Genomic DNA, 16,743 nt, shown 5'->3' on the forward strand with positions numbered 1-16,743 from the left:
AGAATGCCTTCATATCATCAAACCATTTTCTGAAGCGCGCCACTGTCCGGCGGTGTGGCACGGGTTGTGCGGAGCGCCGCTGCCACAAAATCTTCACCCGTCATCCCGGCCAGATGGACTTCCATGCCGAGTCGCTGGCCGACATCCGCCAGCGTCAGGTTATCGAGGAACAGATGCCGTTCGCCCATCACCATTTCATTGGGGATAAGCAGATGCTCGCCTTTGAAGTGGTCCCGCATGGCGATGAGATCGCTGCCCGTCACCAGTCCGGCCACGTTGACTTCCGGGCCAAAGTATTCGTTCCGAATGGCAACCACGTGCAGGCGGGTGCCGAACTCCGCATTGAGCTGCTCCGCCAAGCGTAAGAGATGTGAAGCAAACAGGGCGCCGGTCGCCACTGTGACCGGCAGAAACGGCCCCTGCAGCGGACGTTTCCGCAGCCGCCGCACGGCCTTCTGGAAGCTGTCCAGGAAGCGCCGGACCATCCCCACCCCGTCTTCAATCTGGGGGTAGTCGCCATAGTGCCGTGCCGGGGGAATGGGCACTCCGGCACGGATGTAAAACTCATCGCCCAGAAAGGCAAAACTCGTCCCATAGCGACGTTTGAGTTCGTGCTGAATGGGCGTGACCAGCTCGATGATGCTGGCTTCCCATTCATCGGTGGGTGCTACGAGCAGGTGGCGTTTCCGGTGGTGTTTGGTCAGCCCGACCGGCACGATGGCTACTGAACTCACCCCTTCGGGATGGAGTGCTGCCAGGTCATAGATGGTACGGCGCAACACATCGCCGTCATTGATGGTTGGACACAGCACGACCTGCGCGTGCAGTTCGATACCGTGAGCCAGCAGCCGCCGCATGGTGCCGAGAATGTCATCCGCCTGCTTGCGCCCCAGCAGGTGCCGCCGCACTTCGGGGTCGGTGGCATGGACCGAGACATACTGAGGCGAAAGGCGTTGCTCGACAATCCGGTTGAATTCTTCCTCGGTGAGCGTCGTCATCGTGGTGTAGTTCCCGTGCAGGAACGACAGCCGGATGTCTTCATCCCGGAAAAACAGCGACGGACGCGCATCCGGCGGGTTTTGCTCACAGAAGCAGAACAGGCATTCGTTGCCACACTGCCGGGGCTTGAACGCTTCAAAGTCCAGTCCCCATATCTCGCCTTCGCCGATCTCGACGTGAAGCTGGCGGGTGGTGCCATCCGGGTGGATGACCGTGAGTGTCACCGCATCTTCCGAGCCGGTGTAGAACTGAAAATCCAGATAGTCCCGGACTTTGCGCCCGTTGACGGCCAGAATGCGGTCGCCCGGCCGCAGACCCACGGCCGCGCCGAGTCCATCCGGGTCCACTTCCGTCACGGTGACGCCTTTTTTGGCCTTGAGTTCGACAATCGGGTAAATGGTTTCAAATTGCAGGCTGTACATCGGTCATGCATCCCACCGGACAGAAAGCCGGGATACGCAGGTTGTGCCGGCTGGCAGGCACAACGCTGGTCAAGCTTACGAAGCACAAAGCCATGAAAGGCTAACGGCCGGCGGTCACGACGGCAAATCATTCCCGTACCCGGAAGGTGAATATCGGTTGGGTGTAAGCGATATGGGCTCTGGGGTGAGACCTGGGTCAGGGCCAGTCTGGTGCGGGCTTTGCCTGAAAGGCAGCTTGCCCGTGGCGCATGGCATCCACGAGCAGAATGGTCATCATGGTTTTGGCATCCACGATGCCTCCCTGATAGACGAGGTTTCGCGCTTCGGCAAACGGCAGGCGGACCGTGCGGATGTCCTCATCGGTGTCCAGGCTTTGCGGGCCGGGAGTCAGTCCGGTGGCAAGGAAACAGTACAGGATTTCCGTGCTGTAGCCGGGCAGGGCGTAAAACTTTGTCACGAACGTCAGGGTGGAGGCCTGGTAGCCGGTTTCTTCCCGGAGTTCCCGGTGCGCAGCCGCTGCTGGCGCTTCGCCCGGTTCGAGCCGTCCGGCCGGGGCTTCGAGCAACACTTGCCCGGCCGGATGGCGATACTGCCGGATGAGCAGAACGTCGTCGTTTTCAAAGAGGGGCAGGACAGCGGCTCCGCCAAGGTGGTGAATCACATCGAGCTCGAGCCGCGCGCCGGAAGCCAGCTCAATGGCGTCGTGCGAAGTCTCAAACACGCGCCCACGGTGAAAAAAAGTGCGTGACAGCAGCCGAACGGCACCGACATCAGGCTGATTGGGGTTGGTTGGCATGGTTTCCGTGGCCGGGCGCAGTCCTGCTGTACAGCTTGGCCGACGCCGGGAAAGGCGGCAAGTCAGTCTGCCGCCCGCTCCGCCGGAGGTGGCGAAGCCGGTGGCGGACCCTGCTACCAGAGCATTTCAAACTCCATGTCGGTGGCGCCACTTCCCCGGTCAACAATGCGAACGACGGCTGTGAAGTTGTTGTTGGCAGAGGGTTGCTGAAAGACCTCGACCCGTCCGCGGCCGCGCAGGCGGTTGACGCGCACGGTGAGTGGCCGCCGGGGAAGGGGACTCGTAAAGGTGAAGCGTTCGTTGAGCGTTGGTTGCCCGGAGATGAGTTGCGTCCGGGCAGTGGCGCCTTGGACGTAAATGTAGATTTCATCATCCACCCGCCCGAACCATCGCATGCGTCCGCTGACCTGCCCATCCTGCCAGTCGCCATTGTTGCGGCGTCCGCCCTGGCGGCCATCTCTGGGGTCGAAGCCGGGGTTGCCGCCACCAAACCGCAGTTCGCGGCTGATGTCGTCGAGCGTGCTGCGCAGACCGCTCCAGCCCGTTTCAAAGTTGGCCTGGCTGCGGAGAAAATCAACGGCTTCGAGCAGTTCGGCTTCGGAGCGGCCTTCACGGGTCATCTGCGCCAGGAGTTCGGCCCCGGCGACAAACATCCGCGCCTGGTAGAGCCGCTGGAGGTCGCGCCGGTTGTTGTTGAAGCTCCGGCGGTAGTCGCGTTCGAGGCGGTCGGCCGCATCCCGCGACTGGCGGACAAGTTGCCCGGCCAGGTTGTCAAGGCGGGCGTTGAAGCGTTGTCCTCCAAACGCTGGGATGACCGTTGGGAGGAGGAACATCAGCGCGAGCAGCAGCCCCCAACCTGAACCGGCAAAGCGGGTGTGAACCTGTGTTTGCATAGGTGCGAAATCCTGTGTGTCGTCAAAGTCTTGAGGTCAGTGCCAGCCGACCTGTGTTGTGGCTCAAGATGTGTCCGGTGTCCTTCGTGTTGGTTGAGGCAGGCCGGAAAAACATTTATTTCGCAGGAACTGCCGGCGATGGGGCTGCGGCTGCGCTTTCAAGCCAGTCTGTCGCCATGGCTGCCATCACAGCGACGCCAACCGGAAGGCACTGTTCATCCACATCGAAATCAGGCGTGTGGAGCATCGCCGTGATACCTTTGGTTTTGTTTCCAACGCCGAGGAAGTAGAAAAAGGCCGGCACGCGGTTGGCAAAGTAGGAAAAATCCTCTGCTCCCATCTGGGGACGGGTCGGCACGAGATGTCCTTCGCCCACGATGCGCCGGATGGTGGGAAGCATCTGGGCGACGAGCGGAGCGTGGTTGACGGTCACGGGGACGATGCGTTCGTAGTCGAGTTCATAACTTGCGCCGTGGCTTTCCGTGACGCCCTTGAGAATCTGCCGCATCAGCGGCTCGATGCGGGCGTGTACGTCCGGGTCAAGCGTACGCACGGTGCCTTCCATGCGGACTTCATCGGCCAGAATGTTGAAGCGGTTGCCTCCGTGAATGCTCCCGATGGAGAGCACCAGGGGCGACTGGGTATCAATCCGCCGGCTCCGAATGGTTTGCAACTGCTCGATGACCGCTGCTGCCGTCACGATGGCGTCAATGCCTTCGTGGGGATATGCACCGTGAACTTTTTTGCCGTGTATGGTGATGAGAAACCGGTCGGCGCTGGCCATGGCGGCCGTCTCACAGTACCCGATGGAGCCGACTTCAATGGTGGGCATGCAGTGGAGACCGAAAATGGCATCCGGCGTGGGCGCGTCAAAGGCACCTTCTTCGAGCATCATTTTGGCTCCGCCGCGTTCACCCCGGGGCGGGCCTTCTTCTGCGGGCTGGAAAATGAACTTCACCGTGCCGGGCAGTTCAGCGCGGTACCTGGCAAGCACTTCGGCCACGCCCAGTGCCACGGTTGTGTGAACATCGTGGCCGCAGGCGTGCATGACGCCTGCATGCCGCGATTTGTAGGGGGTGTCGCGGATTTCCTCGATGGGCAGGGCGTCCATGTCCGCGCGGATGGCAATGACCCTGCCCGGCTTGCCGCCGCGCAGTACACCAATGACGCCGTGGTGGGCAATCCCGGTCTGGACTTCCAGCCCCAACGCCCGCAACCGCTCGGCGACGATGCGGGCGGTGCGTTCTTCCCGGTTCGAGAGTTCGGGATGCTGGTGCAGGTCGCGCCGGATTTCGATAAGCTTGGGGGTCAGATCGCGGATGTCAGCCGCGTAGCGCGCATCCCGCGCCAGAACGGCGGCCGATACGGGAGGAGAGGAAGGCATGGCAGAAGATGCAGTGACCGGACGAAAGAAACAACCGCTCCAGAAGCAGCAGGTCGGGGACGGCCGCGCCGGGAGAACACCCAGCGCCACCATCCCCAGCAGAATGAGGCCCAGTCTTGGAAGGTAAACCCGCATGGGAGAACCGAGGCTGGCCAAGTTCAGCCTTGGGGTTGCCGGTTGCGCCGCGCCTGAATGCGGCGCAGCACAACGCCTGTCAGAAATGCGCCGACAAACGCCGCCAGCAGGTTGAGGAGCAGCCCAAGCCCGACAACGGCCCAGCCCAGGGCTGCGCCTGACACCTGCATCACCAATACCGTTGTGCCAAAGAACAGACAGGCCGAGGCGAGGCTGCCCGGCAGCGAAACGAAGGTGGGCACCCGGCCGGCATACTTGGCCTGAATGGCGGCATTGCGCTGGGCGCGCTTTTCACCGGTCGGGTCGAGTTGCCGGTTGAGAAAACCGATGATGAACGCCAAGGCAACGGCCATTCCCACGTGCAGCCCAAAGGCCAGCGCCAAGTGGGTCAGGTTGAGGTGGGTCCGCAGCAGGGCAGCCGCAAGCTGGAGCGCAGCCAGGGCCGTCATGAAGAAAAACGACGACCAGAGCAGGGTGACGCCCAGCCAGGTGCTGTAGCCAATCCGCCGTGGTGCCGGGTCATAGGCGACCGGCTTCGTGGTTGGCTTGGGGTACAACACGGAAGCTGTTGCATTCATAAGCAAGGCCCTCACGGCAGGGACGGAAAAAGCAACCTGCAATCAACCAAGGTCAAAGACATTCATCCGCAGAAACCGTTGCACGGCCAGGTTGAAGGCTGCCGGCGTTTCATCCTGGGGGCAGTGTCCGGTATCCGGGATGACAACGGATTCGGCGTGGGGAATCAGCTCGCGGAAGGGTTTGAGCAAGCGTGGCGGGAGCAGCCGGTCGCGTCCTCCCCAGACAAGGAGTGTCGGGGCGTGGATGCCGTTGGGGGCTTTGACAAAGAAATCATCCGGGTGACGGGCTACCGCCAGGTAGGAATACTTCGCGCCGGGCTGCCGGAGGGGGGCCACGAAGGCTTCAACCAGGTCGGGGGTAATGGCTTCCGGGTTGAAGTAGGCCGAGGTCAAGCCCTGCCGGGCGATGTCCGGTGTGGCAAACAGCCAGTAGGAGACATCGCGGAGCAGCGGGTTTTCGGCGGCAAAGCGCAGGATACGAAAAAGCGCATCAGAGGGCGTCCGTGGCGGGTAGCCACTTGGATCGACGAGAACAAGTCCGGCTGTCCGCTCAGGATAGTCATGGGCGAACTGTGCGGCGACCAGGCCGCCCATCGAGTGACCAAAGATTGTCACCTTCTCCAGCCGGCGGGCATCGAGAAAATCACGTACCTGCTCTCCCCACAGCCGGGCGCTGTAGTGCACGTCAGGCATGTCGCTTTTGCCAAAGCCCAGGAGATCGAGGGCATACACGGTGGCGTCGGCAGCGAGCACCGGGATGTTCTTACGCCAGTGTTCAACCATGGCGCCGTAGCCATGGAGCAGAACAATGGCCTGGCCGGAAGGGTGGGGATCGGTTTCCCAGACCCGGATGCGGCCGTGCCGCCAGTGCCAGAACGTTTCGGTGACGACCACAGTGGCGGTTTCTTCTGTGGCGTCCGCTGATGGCGTACCGGTCGTTGCTTCCGCCGGGAAGTCATCCACAAGCAGGGCAGACATAGGGAAAAACAGGACAAACGGTGAACAGGAAGGTTCGTGGGGCGCTCAAAGTATGCGCCGAAACGCCGTTTCTGAACAACCTTTTTTGGAATCTGCCGGGGCGATGCCGTAGCTGTCCTGTCCACGCCATGGCTGACGATGGCGGCTGTCTTTGCGGCGCACGGGGTAGCTTCAGCCGCAGTGCGGGCGCATCAACTGGTTGCGTCAACTACAGCCGCAGCATCACGGCCTGTATTCTGCCGCCACGTTGGCGACAGGCTTCAAACTTTTCCGCCCATAAACCAACCAGCCTGCCGCTTGGTTTGAGAAGCTGCTTTCCGTCACGTGTCTGGATGCCAATGCGCGCGTGAATGGAGGTGAATGTCCTGTTCTCCGGCAGGCTTTTCCCTCCATTACCTCAACCTGTGTTATCTCTCCATTCCAAATTCAAGGCTGGTAAAAGACATCGAGCACAGGGTTGAAACATAGGGCAGGCCCGATCGCAGTGCCGGCTGTAGCGCCCAGGATGGCAGACTTGAAGGCGCCACCGTGCAGCCCAGTGACATCGAAAAATGCCGATACAAACCAGATTGCCCTGCCGAGTCGTCAAAACGATATGTTCCCTCACCTGGTGAAACCAATCGTCACGGGTCAACACCAGGAAGCACCAGAGGCGAAGAGGCTGGCCGAAAGCAGTAGCCCGGGTCCTGGGTTTTTATTGACTACTCCATCTTTTGCAATAGCAATAGCAATAGCTCCAATCAATGTTCGCTTCGACTTGTACGACTCCACAGCACTGACCACATCACTCATGATGAATCACAAGCGACTTCTCATCCTGTCCTGTTCGCAGCGTAAGAGCCACAAGGAAGGTCTCTTGCCAGCGATTGAGCGCTATGATGGCCCATTGTTTCGCATTTTGCGGCGTTATCAGAAAACCCAGGACACCAGGAACAGGGAAGCAGAACCGAGTCTGAGTACCTATATCCTTTCAGCCGAGTTCGGACTGATTTCTGCCGAATACCCAATTCCATATTATGACTGTTGTATGACGAGACACCGTGCCCAGATGCTTCATCCGGTCGTTATGGACAAGCTGAAGAATCTTCTCACTGGTGGTTGCCGTTTTCAGGAACTCTTCATCTGCCTGGGACAAGCTTACTGGCCTGCCTTGGAAGGATGGGAGGCATTTGTTCGTCGGGATATGGCTGTCCACGTGGCCTGGGGTGCGATTGGAATGAGGCAGAGTCAGCTCTACGAATGGCTGTATGGCACACCTCCGTCTGCATCTGCTCCAAGCAAATCAGGGCAACCCAGTCTTCGTGGGATGGCTGTTGAACTCAGCCCACAGCAAATCTTTGAGATTGCACGTCAGGGACTACGAGGAAGCAGCAGAATGACAACTTTCTGTCACATGTGGTATATCCCGGTTGACGGCCAACGGGTTGCACCCAAATGGCTCGTCAGCCGGTTGACCGGCTTGCCAGTCAGCACCTTCAGAACAGATGATGCCCGACGACTTTTGGCCCAACTGGGGATTGAGGTCAGGCGCGCATGAAACCAGACCAGACTCAAGATCATCACCTGACTGAAAAGGGTGTTCAGGAAGAGATTCAGCGCCAGCCAAGCCTGATGACGAGGCTGGTTGAAAATTCTCTGACAGTAGCGACGAGTCTGCGAGACAATTACTTCAAGAACACCGCCAGGTTCGTTGCCCATCTGCGTCAGGCTATGGATGAGGCAAACAAGGGAGAGCGACCAAACTCTCCGCTCAAGGTATTTTCAGTTGGAGAAGTTGACTGGTCTCAGTACCAAAATGAGGTGGTCACGTTCATTGATGGCGGGATAGGTCGCGTGCAGTTCTCCAGCCAGGTACCTATCCTGCTCCGGGTGGGGTCGTATTGTGTGCGCACTGGCGAGAGATGTCTGGCGAAGCGGGAGCAGTTCGGCTACTACCCTGTGATTCTGGGCGATCTGGAAGGCGGCAGCAAAGAGCGAAAGGACTTTCCTGATATTGTTAGGATCACGGCTGAGCTGCTTGGCGGACTGTCGGCACTGGAGCGTACCCCTGACCTCTCGGTGCTGATGTTCCACGGCCCACTGGTTTATCTCATGGGGGGATACGCAGGTCACACACCTTTCACAGAAAAAGACATCGATCTGTTCCTGCACCATTACGCACGCGATACCGCAACCGCCAGCCGGCTCAAAGATGAGTTCCTCCAAGAGGCATTTGTCAACATCTATCCACAGATGACAGGGAACCACAAAGAATGGAAAAGGCGTCGCCTGTTCGAGCCTCTGGCCTGGATGGCTTTTCTGTATCGGCGGTTGATACAGGAGGCGCGCAAGAGAAAGCCTGTTCCAATCATTGCGGGTGTTGTCGAGCGCGGTGACCTCCGTGAGTTCAGCGAGTGCATCCTGCTGGATCGAGTCTTTCTTGGCCTGCGTGAGAAGGGGAACGATGATTACTTCAACAAGATGTACGGACGATCTGATCTCGATTCGTCCAAGTCGCTTCTGGACAAGCTTGGCTATACCGATACCCTTCTCCTGGCGATGTTGCTCAGGCCTGGTGAGTACTCTGAACCCTGGAACATCAGCAAATACGATGGGCTTCGGAAGGGTGAAATCTCCCTTCCAGGCGAACCCGGTACCAGCATGGTGAATTTTGCGCCACTCAAACCGGGCCCCATTGGGTTCCCAAAGGTTCTCGGTTGCTATGTCCACGTTTCGGAAACAACTGAGCCGATCCGTGTCGAAATCTTCGAGGAGCTTGGCCGTGATCAAATTGCTGAGGCTGCGCGTCGCGTGTACCTGTATTCGCGATTGTTGCCGGGCTACGGCTTTCCCGTCGGTCTGGATATTGCCGACAAGTTTGTACGTGTGCCGAACTGGCTGACCGACGCATATAGCAAGTTGATCCGGCATCACTTGGGGGTAAGCCTGCAACAAGGCGAAATCAGCGATGCGGAAATGCGGCGTATCCTGATTCAGGCAATCTACATGACCCATCGGGACTGGCTCTTCCGTCCCTCCAGCTAAAACCAGCCAAGAAGGGGTAAGCCATGACTGCTCCCGCAGGTTCACAACCGGGAAACGATCACTATGTGGGAACTCTGGTAGGCGAAAGCACCAGCCGTGAGTTTCGCCTGGCGGTGGCCCATGAGACCATTCGGGAACAAGACATTATTGCCGTGGATGCGCAGTTGCGCCGGCCGGGGGCGAGTGAGACGCCTGAAAAGATTCGCATTTGGGCCAAAGTACAGCGTATCGAGCGGGTGAACCCTCTGTTTCCATCCGAAGCTGGCCACGAGCTAGCTGCCACTCGCACTGATCCCTTTGATACGGTGCTTTCTCTCAGCCGGGAGATGGTGACGGCGGTCTGTCAAGTCCTGGGCGCCGAACCGCTGGACGGTAACAGAGAAGGGAAGCTCGATCACTTGCGCTATCCACCTCAACCGGCCTCCAGTGCCTACCGGCCGGAAGAGAAGGACATCGCCCGTGTCGTTTTGGGTGAACTCCAACAGAAACAACAGCGCGCCTTGGACATCGCCACGCTCTCCAACCGCCCTGAAGTGGATGTCAAGGTAGATGGCCACGCCATTGTTACCCGCCATCTGGCTATCCTGGCGATGACAGGTGCCGGCAAGAGCTGGACAGCCCGGCGGATCATTGAGGAGTTAGCGAAGAAGAACTATCCCATTGTGATCTTCGATCCGCATGGGGACTATACAGGACTTGCTGATGTGCCAGAGCTGCGAGAACGTGTCACGCGCTACTATGCTCGTTTCCCGATATTTGAGGAAGATGGCGAAACCATAGCGGAGATCGTCAGTACATTGGGATATTTATTGACTGATACGATGCGTGCCCGCTTCGACGATGTCTTTCGTGCTGCAAAGAGTTTCATTGTGGATGATGAGAAAGAAATGCAGGAACGGACGCAGTGGTTGGCTGAAACACTCAAGAACCATGAGTTGCTTACCAATGGGATCAAACCAGATTTATGGCTTCTTGCGATGTTGGCTGAAGCTGGCGAGACGGTTCTGCGCAGCGAGGACACAACTGGCAAGCAGAAACTGACGGACTGGGGTTGGCCCAAGTTTATGGGAGGGTACTCCAAAACTGACTGCCGGACACTGGAAGGCATCAAGAAGCGCTCACGCCGGGCGGCGAAAGTACTCCACCGCATGGAGCTTACCAACCAGAAGATCGCTCGCAGCGCCCAACCGATCCCGACGGATCGAAAGCAACTGGTAAACTACGGGAAAATCAGTGTGGTTGCATTGGCAGGTTATACCAGCGATTTCCAGGCAACCATCTACAGCATCATCGCTGATGACCTCTTCGAAGCCCGTGTCAGTGGCGAAAAAGCCCGTGTCAGTGGCGAAGAAGCCCGTGTCAGTGGCGAACTGAAACTGCCGGTGCTTCTTCTGCTGGAAGAAGCACATAATTTCGCTCCTGCACGGGCCATGACACCCGCTGAACTGCGTGCGATTAGCATCACCAAACAGATTGCCCAGGAAGGCCGCAAGTTCGGCGTCGGATTGATTCTCATCAGCCAGCGTCCCTCGCGCCTCGATGAGACAACCCTATCCCAGTGCAATTCCTACATCATCATGCGCATGGTCAATCCAGCCGACCAGAAGTTTGTGCGGAACGTTGTGGAAACACTGGCCGAAGATGAAGCAAAGCTGCTTCCCGATCTGGATGTTGGGGAAGCGATTCTGTCTGGCCAGTTGATAAATTTCCCCGTCCTGGTGCGGATCAAAAAGCCGGAATCGCAGGGTGAGCGTGAAGAAAAGGATGCGTTTGAGGCACTTGAGGAAGCCCACAGAGAAGCTCAGAACGCTGTGGGAAGACCATAGCCACAATGGAAATCGTTGCTGGCTTGAGCCTCAAAAACCTGAAGCCCCGTGTATGGGACCCGGATTCGCCTTACTATTTACCCGATCTGAAAGCGGTCATGGTTTCCTATGCTGACTTCGCCAGTAGCCCGGCGCGTCGTCAGGCTGCCATGCGCCACGGATTGCGCGCCTTCCTGGGGGTGCCTCCGGGGGTGATGATCTATTTGGACAATGGTTCCTTCCAGCAGTTGACAAAGGGAGGAAGCACCTCGCGCGAGGACTACGAGGAATTTGTTGAACAGGCAAAACCCAATTGGCACGCCATTCCACAGGATTTTGTCCCCACACCTTTTATGACGGATGCGGAGCAGCTCAACTGCTTTCATCAGACGATGGAGATAAATCGAGAGTATCGGCACGATGGATATGTACCGGTCATCCACATTAGCCGCTACCTGTCGGACTACTTGAAAGCATTTCTTACAGACAAGCACTTGTGCCGGAAAGGGAAAGTCGCTTTGGGAGGAATTGTTCCTAACCTGCTGCGTGCGCCGAAGGCCATACCGTATGCCAATGTGCTGGATAGTCTTCATCGGGTACGTCACCAATTGGGCAATTGGCAACTGCATGTTTTTGGCTTGGGAGGGACGGCAACCATGCACTTGGCTATCCTTTTGGGAGTGGATTCGGCTGATTCAGCCGGCTGGCGAAATCGGGCAGCACGTGGAATCATTCAGTTGCCCGGACGTGGGGATCGCTTGGTAGCCAATCTCGGAAAATGGCGCGGACGAGAACCAAATGCTGAAGAATGGGCTATGCTGGCAAAATGCCCCTGCCCAGCCTGTCAAGCTGACGGCCTGGAGGGTTTGAAAGCCAACGGGCTAAAAGGTTTTTGCCATCGGGCTACCCACAACCTCTGGGTATTACTCACCGAGGTCAAAGAAGTTGAGCTGCGCCTGTCTGACGGAACGTATCGAGACTGGTATCAGGGGCATCTTGATAACTCGACCTATCGCCCATTGGTCGAGTACGTTCTCAGGTTGTGCGCGGTAAAGATGACTTCCAAACCTGCCAGGAAGATGCAGAGCGACTTTGAGAAGCGATAGGGGTCTGGTTCGCCAGTGTTGCACCAAGTGCAGCACAGACTTACTGGGCCTTGCCCTTGGCCGCCAACAGGGGACTGGAGATGTTTTCCTTGGCTTGGGGAGGCATCTCCAAGGGCAAGGCCGAGTAGGGCACTTCAGAAACCTGCAAACACGAGCAGTCACCTCGGCTGTTTTTCAGCCGGCCTCAGTGCAACGTTCTGCCCAAAACTCCATACAAGGTGCCGTGCTTCCGGCCCAAAGCTGGCTGCTTCCGGTTCGACGCCAAAAACTTTTGGCCGCAGCCCGGGTCAGATGTAGGTTGATGTCAGGCGTCGCACAAACGCCACGTCTCGCGTCGTAACGTTGCAAAGCGTTCTTCCCCACACGCTCAAGACGCATAGCCTTCCCTGTGGAGGATGCTGCATGTCGGCACGTCGCGTTGTTGCCATCTATGGTAAAGGCGGAAGCGGAAAGTCTTTCATCACCTCGAATCTCAGCTACTACCTGGCGAGCAAGTCGCACCGGGTGTTGCAGATTGGCTGCGACCCCAAACACGATTCCACGGCGCTGCTGTTTGGCGGCAAGTCGCTCCCGACCCTGCTTGAAGCCTGGGCGCTGCGGCAGGAAGCCAAAGCTGCCAACCCCGTACCGCCCATCAGTGAAGTCGTCTTCAAACGCCATGGCGTCTTTGCCATGGAACTCGGCGGCCCCGAAGTCGGGCGCGGCTGCGGGGGACGGGGCATCACCCTCAGTTTCGATCTGCTGTCACAGATGGGCTTCGCCGATTGGGAGTTCGACTACATCATCTATGACTTCCTGGGCGATGTCGTGTGCGGCGGGTTTGGCACTCCCATTGCCAAGTCCATGGTGCGGGACATCATTCTCGTCGGCGGCAATGACCATCAGGCACTCTATGTCGTCAACAACCTGTGTGGCGCCGTGCGCTACTTCGCCGAACAGGGCGGAACGACGCGCGTCCTGGGGATGATCATCAACCGGGATGACGGCTCCGGCTGGGGTGAGCGGTACGCCCAGGAAGCCGGCATTGACATCATCACCCGGATTCCCCTTTCAGACGAAATCCGTAACCGCAGCATGGCCTTTCAACTGATTGCCGATGACCCCCGGCACCGTGGTTACTTCGAGGACATCGAGTGGGCCATTCTGCACGGCACGCCAAAACTGCCCAAAGCCGTGGACTTCGAGGCTTTTTCCAGCGACATCATGCGTACGCGCAACCTCGGCGGACTGGACCCGGCCCTGGAAGAAGACCTCATGCCCTCCCAGTTGGAATGCATGGTGATCTAGGCGATCCCGCTGCGCTGGCGGCACCCTGCACGGTGGCGCACGGGCTTCCCTGGCATCCAGGAAGCAGGGAAATCAAACGCGGATGGCGCCGCCATGCTTTGGGCTATCCTGCTTTTCAGCGCACTCTTTCTGCTCGCGCTCATCGTTCCTGTTTTCATCATCGTTTCATGGCTGCACCATCTGAGAGATTTCAGCGGGATTGTCGCGCAGGGGGTGCCCACGGAGGCGATGGTCGAACGCAAATACAGCCACCATCGCGTCGTCATCACCTACCGGGATGCGGGCGGCTGGATGCACCGGCACTACCGGAAGCTTCTGCCCAGTGATTTCCATCGCCTGCAGGTAGGCCGCCCGGTCCGTATCCTGTACCTGCCACATCGCCCGCACGTCTGGGCCTTTGCCGAAGATGTCGAGCAGGCGCGACGACTTCAGAGCCGCCAATAGGCAACAGGGGTGCAGAGCCACAAGGCCACTCACGGCATTCGCCAGCCGGGCTTTGGAGGGCACTGCATTGAAGCCCGTTTGTGTCTTCGGCTAGGCTGCCTCTGCTGCCGTCTTTGCCTGGCAGCGGCACTCCAGAAACACACCCAAAGGTGAGGTATGGCGGCCGAAGACTTTGTTCACCTGCATCTGCACTCCGATTACAGCCTTCTGGACGGCGCCATCCAGCACGAGGCGCTGGCCGAGCAGGCGCAGCGCCTGGGTTTCAAAGCCATTGCCGTCACCGACCACGGCAACATGTTCGGCGCGATGGGCTTCGCCAACGCCATGAAAAAAGTCGGCGTCAAGCCCATCATCGGCATGGAAGCCTACGTTGCCCGTGGTTCGCGCCATGATCGTGGCAAACCCGACACCGACGGCGAACGCGGCACCAATCACCTCATTCTGCTGGCTCTGGACGAAACGGGATACAAAAACCTCGTCCGGCTCGCCTCGCTGGGCTATACCGAGGGCTACTACTACAAGCCCCGGATTGACAAGGAAGTGCTCGCCCGGCACGCCGAAGGGTTGGTGGCCCTTTCGGCCTGTATGTCCGGCGTGCCCGCGTCGCTCATCCTGCGCGACCGGGTTGAGCAGGCCCAGTGTGAGATTGGGGAATACAACGAAATCTTCGGCCGGGGACGCTACTTTCTCGAACTTCAATCACACCGTGGGCTTGAAGACAACCAGACCAAGGTCAACCGGGCGCTCACCGAACTGGCAGCCCGGCTTGACATACCGCTCGTTGTCACCAATGACGCCCATTTTCTGACTCAGGATGACTACGAAGCCCACTGCGTGCTGATGTGCCTGCAAACCGGCAAGGCATTGCGTGAGGGCAGCTTTCACTACTCACCTGACCACTATGTGAAAAGCGCCGCCGAAATGTGGGCCCTGTGGGGCAACGAAAACCCGCAGGCGCTGCGCAACACACTCAAGATTGCCGAGATGTCCACTTTCGAGTTTGGCAAAGCACCAAACTACCTGCCCATCTTTCCTGTGCCGGAGGGGTTTACCCTGACGAGCTACTTTGAGCACGTAGTCCGTGCCGGTCTGGAAGAAAGGCTGCAGCGCCTTGCCCCGTCCAACCCGGAACAATACCGCGCCCGCCTCGACTACGAAATCAGCATCATCGAGCGCATGGGCTATGAGGGCTACTTTCTCGTCGTCTGGGACTTCATCCGGCATGCCCGCGAGCGGGGGATTCCGGTCGGACCCGGACGCGGCAGCGCCGCCGGTTCGCTTGTCGCTTACAGCCTGCACATCACGGATGTTGACCCGCTGGCGCACGATCTGCTCTTTGAGCGGTTTCTCAACCCGGAGCGCGTCTCCATGCCCGATATTGACGTGGATTTCTGTATGCGTGGGCGCAGTGCGGTCATCGAGTACGTCAGCCAGTTTTACGGGCGCGAAAACGTTTCCCAGATTGCCACTTTCGGGACCATGGCTTCACGGGCGGTCATCAAGGATGTCGGGCGCGTGCTGGAAATGCCCTACCCGGAGGTTGAGAAAATCGCCAAGCTCATTCCGCCGCCACAGCGTGGGCGCAACGTCTCCATTGACGACGCCCTCACCATGGTGCCTGAGCTGAAACAGGCTTACGAGAAACGGCCCGAAGTCAAGCGCCTCATCGATCTGGCCCGCCGACTTGAGGGCGGCGCCCGGCACTCCTCCATCCATGCCGCTGGCGTGGTGATCTCACCGCAGCCGGTGGCGGAACTCGTGCCAGTGTTCAAAACCAAAACCCGTGACCGCGAGCGGGGTGAAGTCGAGGTCATTGCCACGCAGTACAACATGAACGACCTCGAAAAGGCCGGCATGCTCAAGATGGACTTCCTGGGGTTGACCGCCCTGACCATCATCGAGGACTGCCTGACGAGCATCGAGCGGGAAACGGGCCAGCGTCCTGACCTGACGCAAATCCCCACAAACGATCCGGCAGCGCTCAAGCTCTTTGGAGAAGGCGAAACCGATGCCGTGTTTCAGTTTGAGGGGGACGGCATCAGCGAAATTGCCCGGCGGCTCAAGCCCAGCGGGCTGGATGACATCGTGGCGCTCAATGCGCTCTACCGTCCAGGGCCGCTCGATTCCGGGATGGTGGACGACTACATCGAGCGACGCCACGGCCGGCGGCGGGTGACGTACGACTTCAAGGAACTCAAGGACGTGCTGGAAAACACCTACGGCGTGCCGGTTTTCCAAGAGCAGATCATGGCGATTTTCCAGCGCCTGGCCGGGTATTCCCTGGGCGAAGCCGATCTGGTACGGCGGGCGATGGGCAAGAAAAAGCGCGAGGAACTTGACGCCCACAAAACCAAGTTCATCGCCCAGGCCATGGCGCGCGGACACGACCGCGCCAAACTCGAAAAGCTCTGGCAACAGCTTGAAGGCTTTGCCGACTATGCCTTCAACAAGTGTGTCACCGGCGAGGCCACTCTGCGGGATGCTGTCACCGGTGCGGCCGTTTCAATTGCCGAACTGGCCAGCCGTGACGTGGAGGCGGCCGGCGCACCCTTCATCACCTGGAGCTGGAACGGCCAGGAAGTCGTGGTCAACGAGTTGGTTGAGGTGTTTCCCACCGGCGAAAAGGAAGTCGTCGAAATTGAACTCGAAGACGGGCGGACGCTGCGCTGTACGCTTGACCACAAGTTTTACACCCGTGACGCGGATGGGCAGGGCTGTTTTCTCCCGTTGCGGGAGATTCTGGCGCGGGGGCTGGCACTTTACACCTGCGATGAACCTGCGGCTGAAGCCAATACGCCGCCGACTGGTATGGAGAAACCGCATCCTGGACAGCCCTGCGTTCAGGACACACAAGCCGGTGCACAGGGCCTGTGCAGGTAAGACTGGAAGACG

The 16,743-nt window shown here is 58.9% G+C and carries 13 protein-coding genes; 7 read left to right on the forward strand and 6 right to left on the reverse strand.

Translation table 11 applies throughout. From position 1 onward, the window contains the following. Positions 1 to 17: 17 nt before the first annotated feature. The 6 genes from CABTHER_RS04560 to CABTHER_RS04585 form a co-directional block, all read right to left on the reverse strand. Positions 18 to 1,421, reverse strand: a complete 1,404-nt coding sequence (locus CABTHER_RS04560) for a DUF512 domain-containing protein (RefSeq protein ID WP_014099418.1) — start codon at positions 1,419 to 1,421, stop codon at positions 18 to 20. A gap of 196 nt (positions 1,422 to 1,617) precedes the next feature. Then, positions 1,618 to 2,217: an NUDIX hydrolase gene (locus CABTHER_RS04565; RefSeq protein ID WP_014099419.1), complete on the reverse strand. Its 600-nt coding sequence runs from the start codon at positions 2,215 to 2,217 to the stop codon at positions 1,618 to 1,620. A 113-nt stretch (positions 2,218 to 2,330) separates the two neighbouring features. Further along, positions 2,331 to 3,110, reverse strand: a complete 780-nt coding sequence (locus tag CABTHER_RS15555; RefSeq protein WP_014099420.1) for a hypothetical protein — start codon at positions 3,108 to 3,110, stop codon at positions 2,331 to 2,333. A gap of 115 nt (positions 3,111 to 3,225) precedes the next feature. Next, positions 3,226 to 4,629, reverse strand: coding sequence for a M20 metallopeptidase family protein (locus CABTHER_RS04575; RefSeq protein ID WP_014099421.1), 1,404 nt, complete (start codon positions 4,627 to 4,629; stop codon positions 3,226 to 3,228). A 23-nt stretch (positions 4,630 to 4,652) separates the two neighbouring features. Further along, positions 4,653 to 5,207 (reverse strand): hypothetical protein, encoded by a 555-nt coding sequence (locus CABTHER_RS04580; RefSeq protein WP_014099422.1) that lies wholly within the window; start codon positions 5,205 to 5,207, stop codon positions 4,653 to 4,655. A gap of 42 nt (positions 5,208 to 5,249) precedes the next feature. Then, positions 5,250 to 6,185, reverse strand: a complete 936-nt coding sequence (locus CABTHER_RS04585; RefSeq protein ID WP_014099423.1) for an alpha/beta fold hydrolase — start codon at positions 6,183 to 6,185, stop codon at positions 5,250 to 5,252. A 538-nt stretch (positions 6,186 to 6,723) separates the two neighbouring features. On the opposite strand from CABTHER_RS04585, the gene CABTHER_RS04590 reads away from it, so the two are divergent. From CABTHER_RS04590 to dnaE, 7 genes are all read left to right on the forward strand, one after another. Further along, positions 6,724 to 7,722, forward strand: a complete 999-nt coding sequence (locus CABTHER_RS04590) for a hypothetical protein (RefSeq protein ID WP_228374072.1) — start codon at positions 6,724 to 6,726, stop codon at positions 7,720 to 7,722. Beyond that, the gene (locus CABTHER_RS04595; protein ID WP_014099425.1) at positions 7,719 to 9,209 is read left to right on the forward strand and encodes a DNA double-strand break repair nuclease NurA; all 1,491 of its coding nucleotides are present in this window, start codon (positions 7,719 to 7,721) and stop codon (positions 9,207 to 9,209) included. Before CABTHER_RS04590 ends, CABTHER_RS04595 begins: the two co-directional genes overlap by 4 nt. Before the next feature lie 23 nt (positions 9,210 to 9,232). After that, positions 9,233 to 11,035: an ATP-binding protein gene (locus CABTHER_RS04600; protein WP_014099426.1), complete on the forward strand. Its 1,803-nt coding sequence runs from the start codon at positions 9,233 to 9,235 to the stop codon at positions 11,033 to 11,035. A 5-nt stretch (positions 11,036 to 11,040) separates the two neighbouring features. Continuing rightward, complete coding sequence (locus CABTHER_RS04605; RefSeq protein WP_014099427.1) at positions 11,041 to 12,120, forward strand: tRNA guanosine transglycosylase family protein; 1,080 nt, start codon at positions 11,041 to 11,043, stop codon at positions 12,118 to 12,120. Between the two features lie 402 nt (positions 12,121 to 12,522). Further along, positions 12,523 to 13,407: a chlorophyllide a reductase iron protein subunit X gene (locus CABTHER_RS04610; RefSeq protein WP_014099429.1), complete on the forward strand. Its 885-nt coding sequence runs from the start codon at positions 12,523 to 12,525 to the stop codon at positions 13,405 to 13,407. A gap of 93 nt (positions 13,408 to 13,500) precedes the next feature. Further along, positions 13,501 to 13,851, forward strand: a complete 351-nt coding sequence (locus CABTHER_RS04615; RefSeq protein WP_014099430.1) for a DUF3592 domain-containing protein — start codon at positions 13,501 to 13,503, stop codon at positions 13,849 to 13,851. Between the two features lie 156 nt (positions 13,852 to 14,007). Continuing rightward, positions 14,008 to 16,731: a DNA polymerase III subunit alpha gene (gene dnaE / locus CABTHER_RS04620; RefSeq protein WP_014099431.1), complete on the forward strand. Its 2,724-nt coding sequence runs from the start codon at positions 14,008 to 14,010 to the stop codon at positions 16,729 to 16,731. The last annotated feature ends 12 nt before the right edge of the window (positions 16,732 to 16,743 follow it).

The organism is Chloracidobacterium thermophilum B (assembly GCF_000226295.1).
Taxonomy (GTDB): Bacteria; Acidobacteriota; Blastocatellia; order Chloracidobacteriales; family Chloracidobacteriaceae; genus Chloracidobacterium; species Chloracidobacterium thermophilum.

What these genes read in the sequence shown, in the direction of transcription:
- CABTHER_RS04560 (WP_014099418.1), bottom strand. Translation starts at nt 1,421, where the DNA reads ATGTACAGCCTGCAATTTGAAACCATTTACCCGATTGTCGAACTCAAG.
- CABTHER_RS04565 (WP_014099419.1), bottom strand. Translation starts at nt 2,217, where the DNA reads ATGCCAACCAACCCCAATCAGCCTGATGTCGGTGCCGTTCGGCTGCTG.
- CABTHER_RS15555 (WP_014099420.1), bottom strand. Translation starts at nt 3,110, where the DNA reads ATGCAAACACAGGTTCACACCCGCTTTGCCGGTTCAGGTTGGGGGCTG.
- CABTHER_RS04575 (WP_014099421.1), bottom strand. Translation starts at nt 4,629, where the DNA reads ATGCGGGTTTACCTTCCAAGACTGGGCCTCATTCTGCTGGGGATGGTG.
- CABTHER_RS04580 (WP_014099422.1), bottom strand. Translation starts at nt 5,207, where the DNA reads ATGAATGCAACAGCTTCCGTGTTGTACCCCAAGCCAACCACGAAGCCG.
- CABTHER_RS04585 (WP_014099423.1), bottom strand. Translation starts at nt 6,185, where the DNA reads ATGTCTGCCCTGCTTGTGGATGACTTCCCGGCGGAAGCAACGACCGGT.
- CABTHER_RS04595 (WP_014099425.1), top strand. Translation starts at nt 7,719, where the DNA reads ATGAAACCAGACCAGACTCAAGATCATCACCTGACTGAAAAGGGTGTT.
- CABTHER_RS04600 (WP_014099426.1), top strand. Translation starts at nt 9,233, where the DNA reads ATGACTGCTCCCGCAGGTTCACAACCGGGAAACGATCACTATGTGGGA.
- CABTHER_RS04605 (WP_014099427.1), top strand. Translation starts at nt 11,041, where the DNA reads ATGGAAATCGTTGCTGGCTTGAGCCTCAAAAACCTGAAGCCCCGTGTA.
- CABTHER_RS04610 (WP_014099429.1), top strand. Translation starts at nt 12,523, where the DNA reads ATGTCGGCACGTCGCGTTGTTGCCATCTATGGTAAAGGCGGAAGCGGA.
- CABTHER_RS04615 (WP_014099430.1), top strand. Translation starts at nt 13,501, where the DNA reads ATGCTTTGGGCTATCCTGCTTTTCAGCGCACTCTTTCTGCTCGCGCTC.
- dnaE (WP_014099431.1), top strand. Translation starts at nt 14,008, where the DNA reads ATGGCGGCCGAAGACTTTGTTCACCTGCATCTGCACTCCGATTACAGC.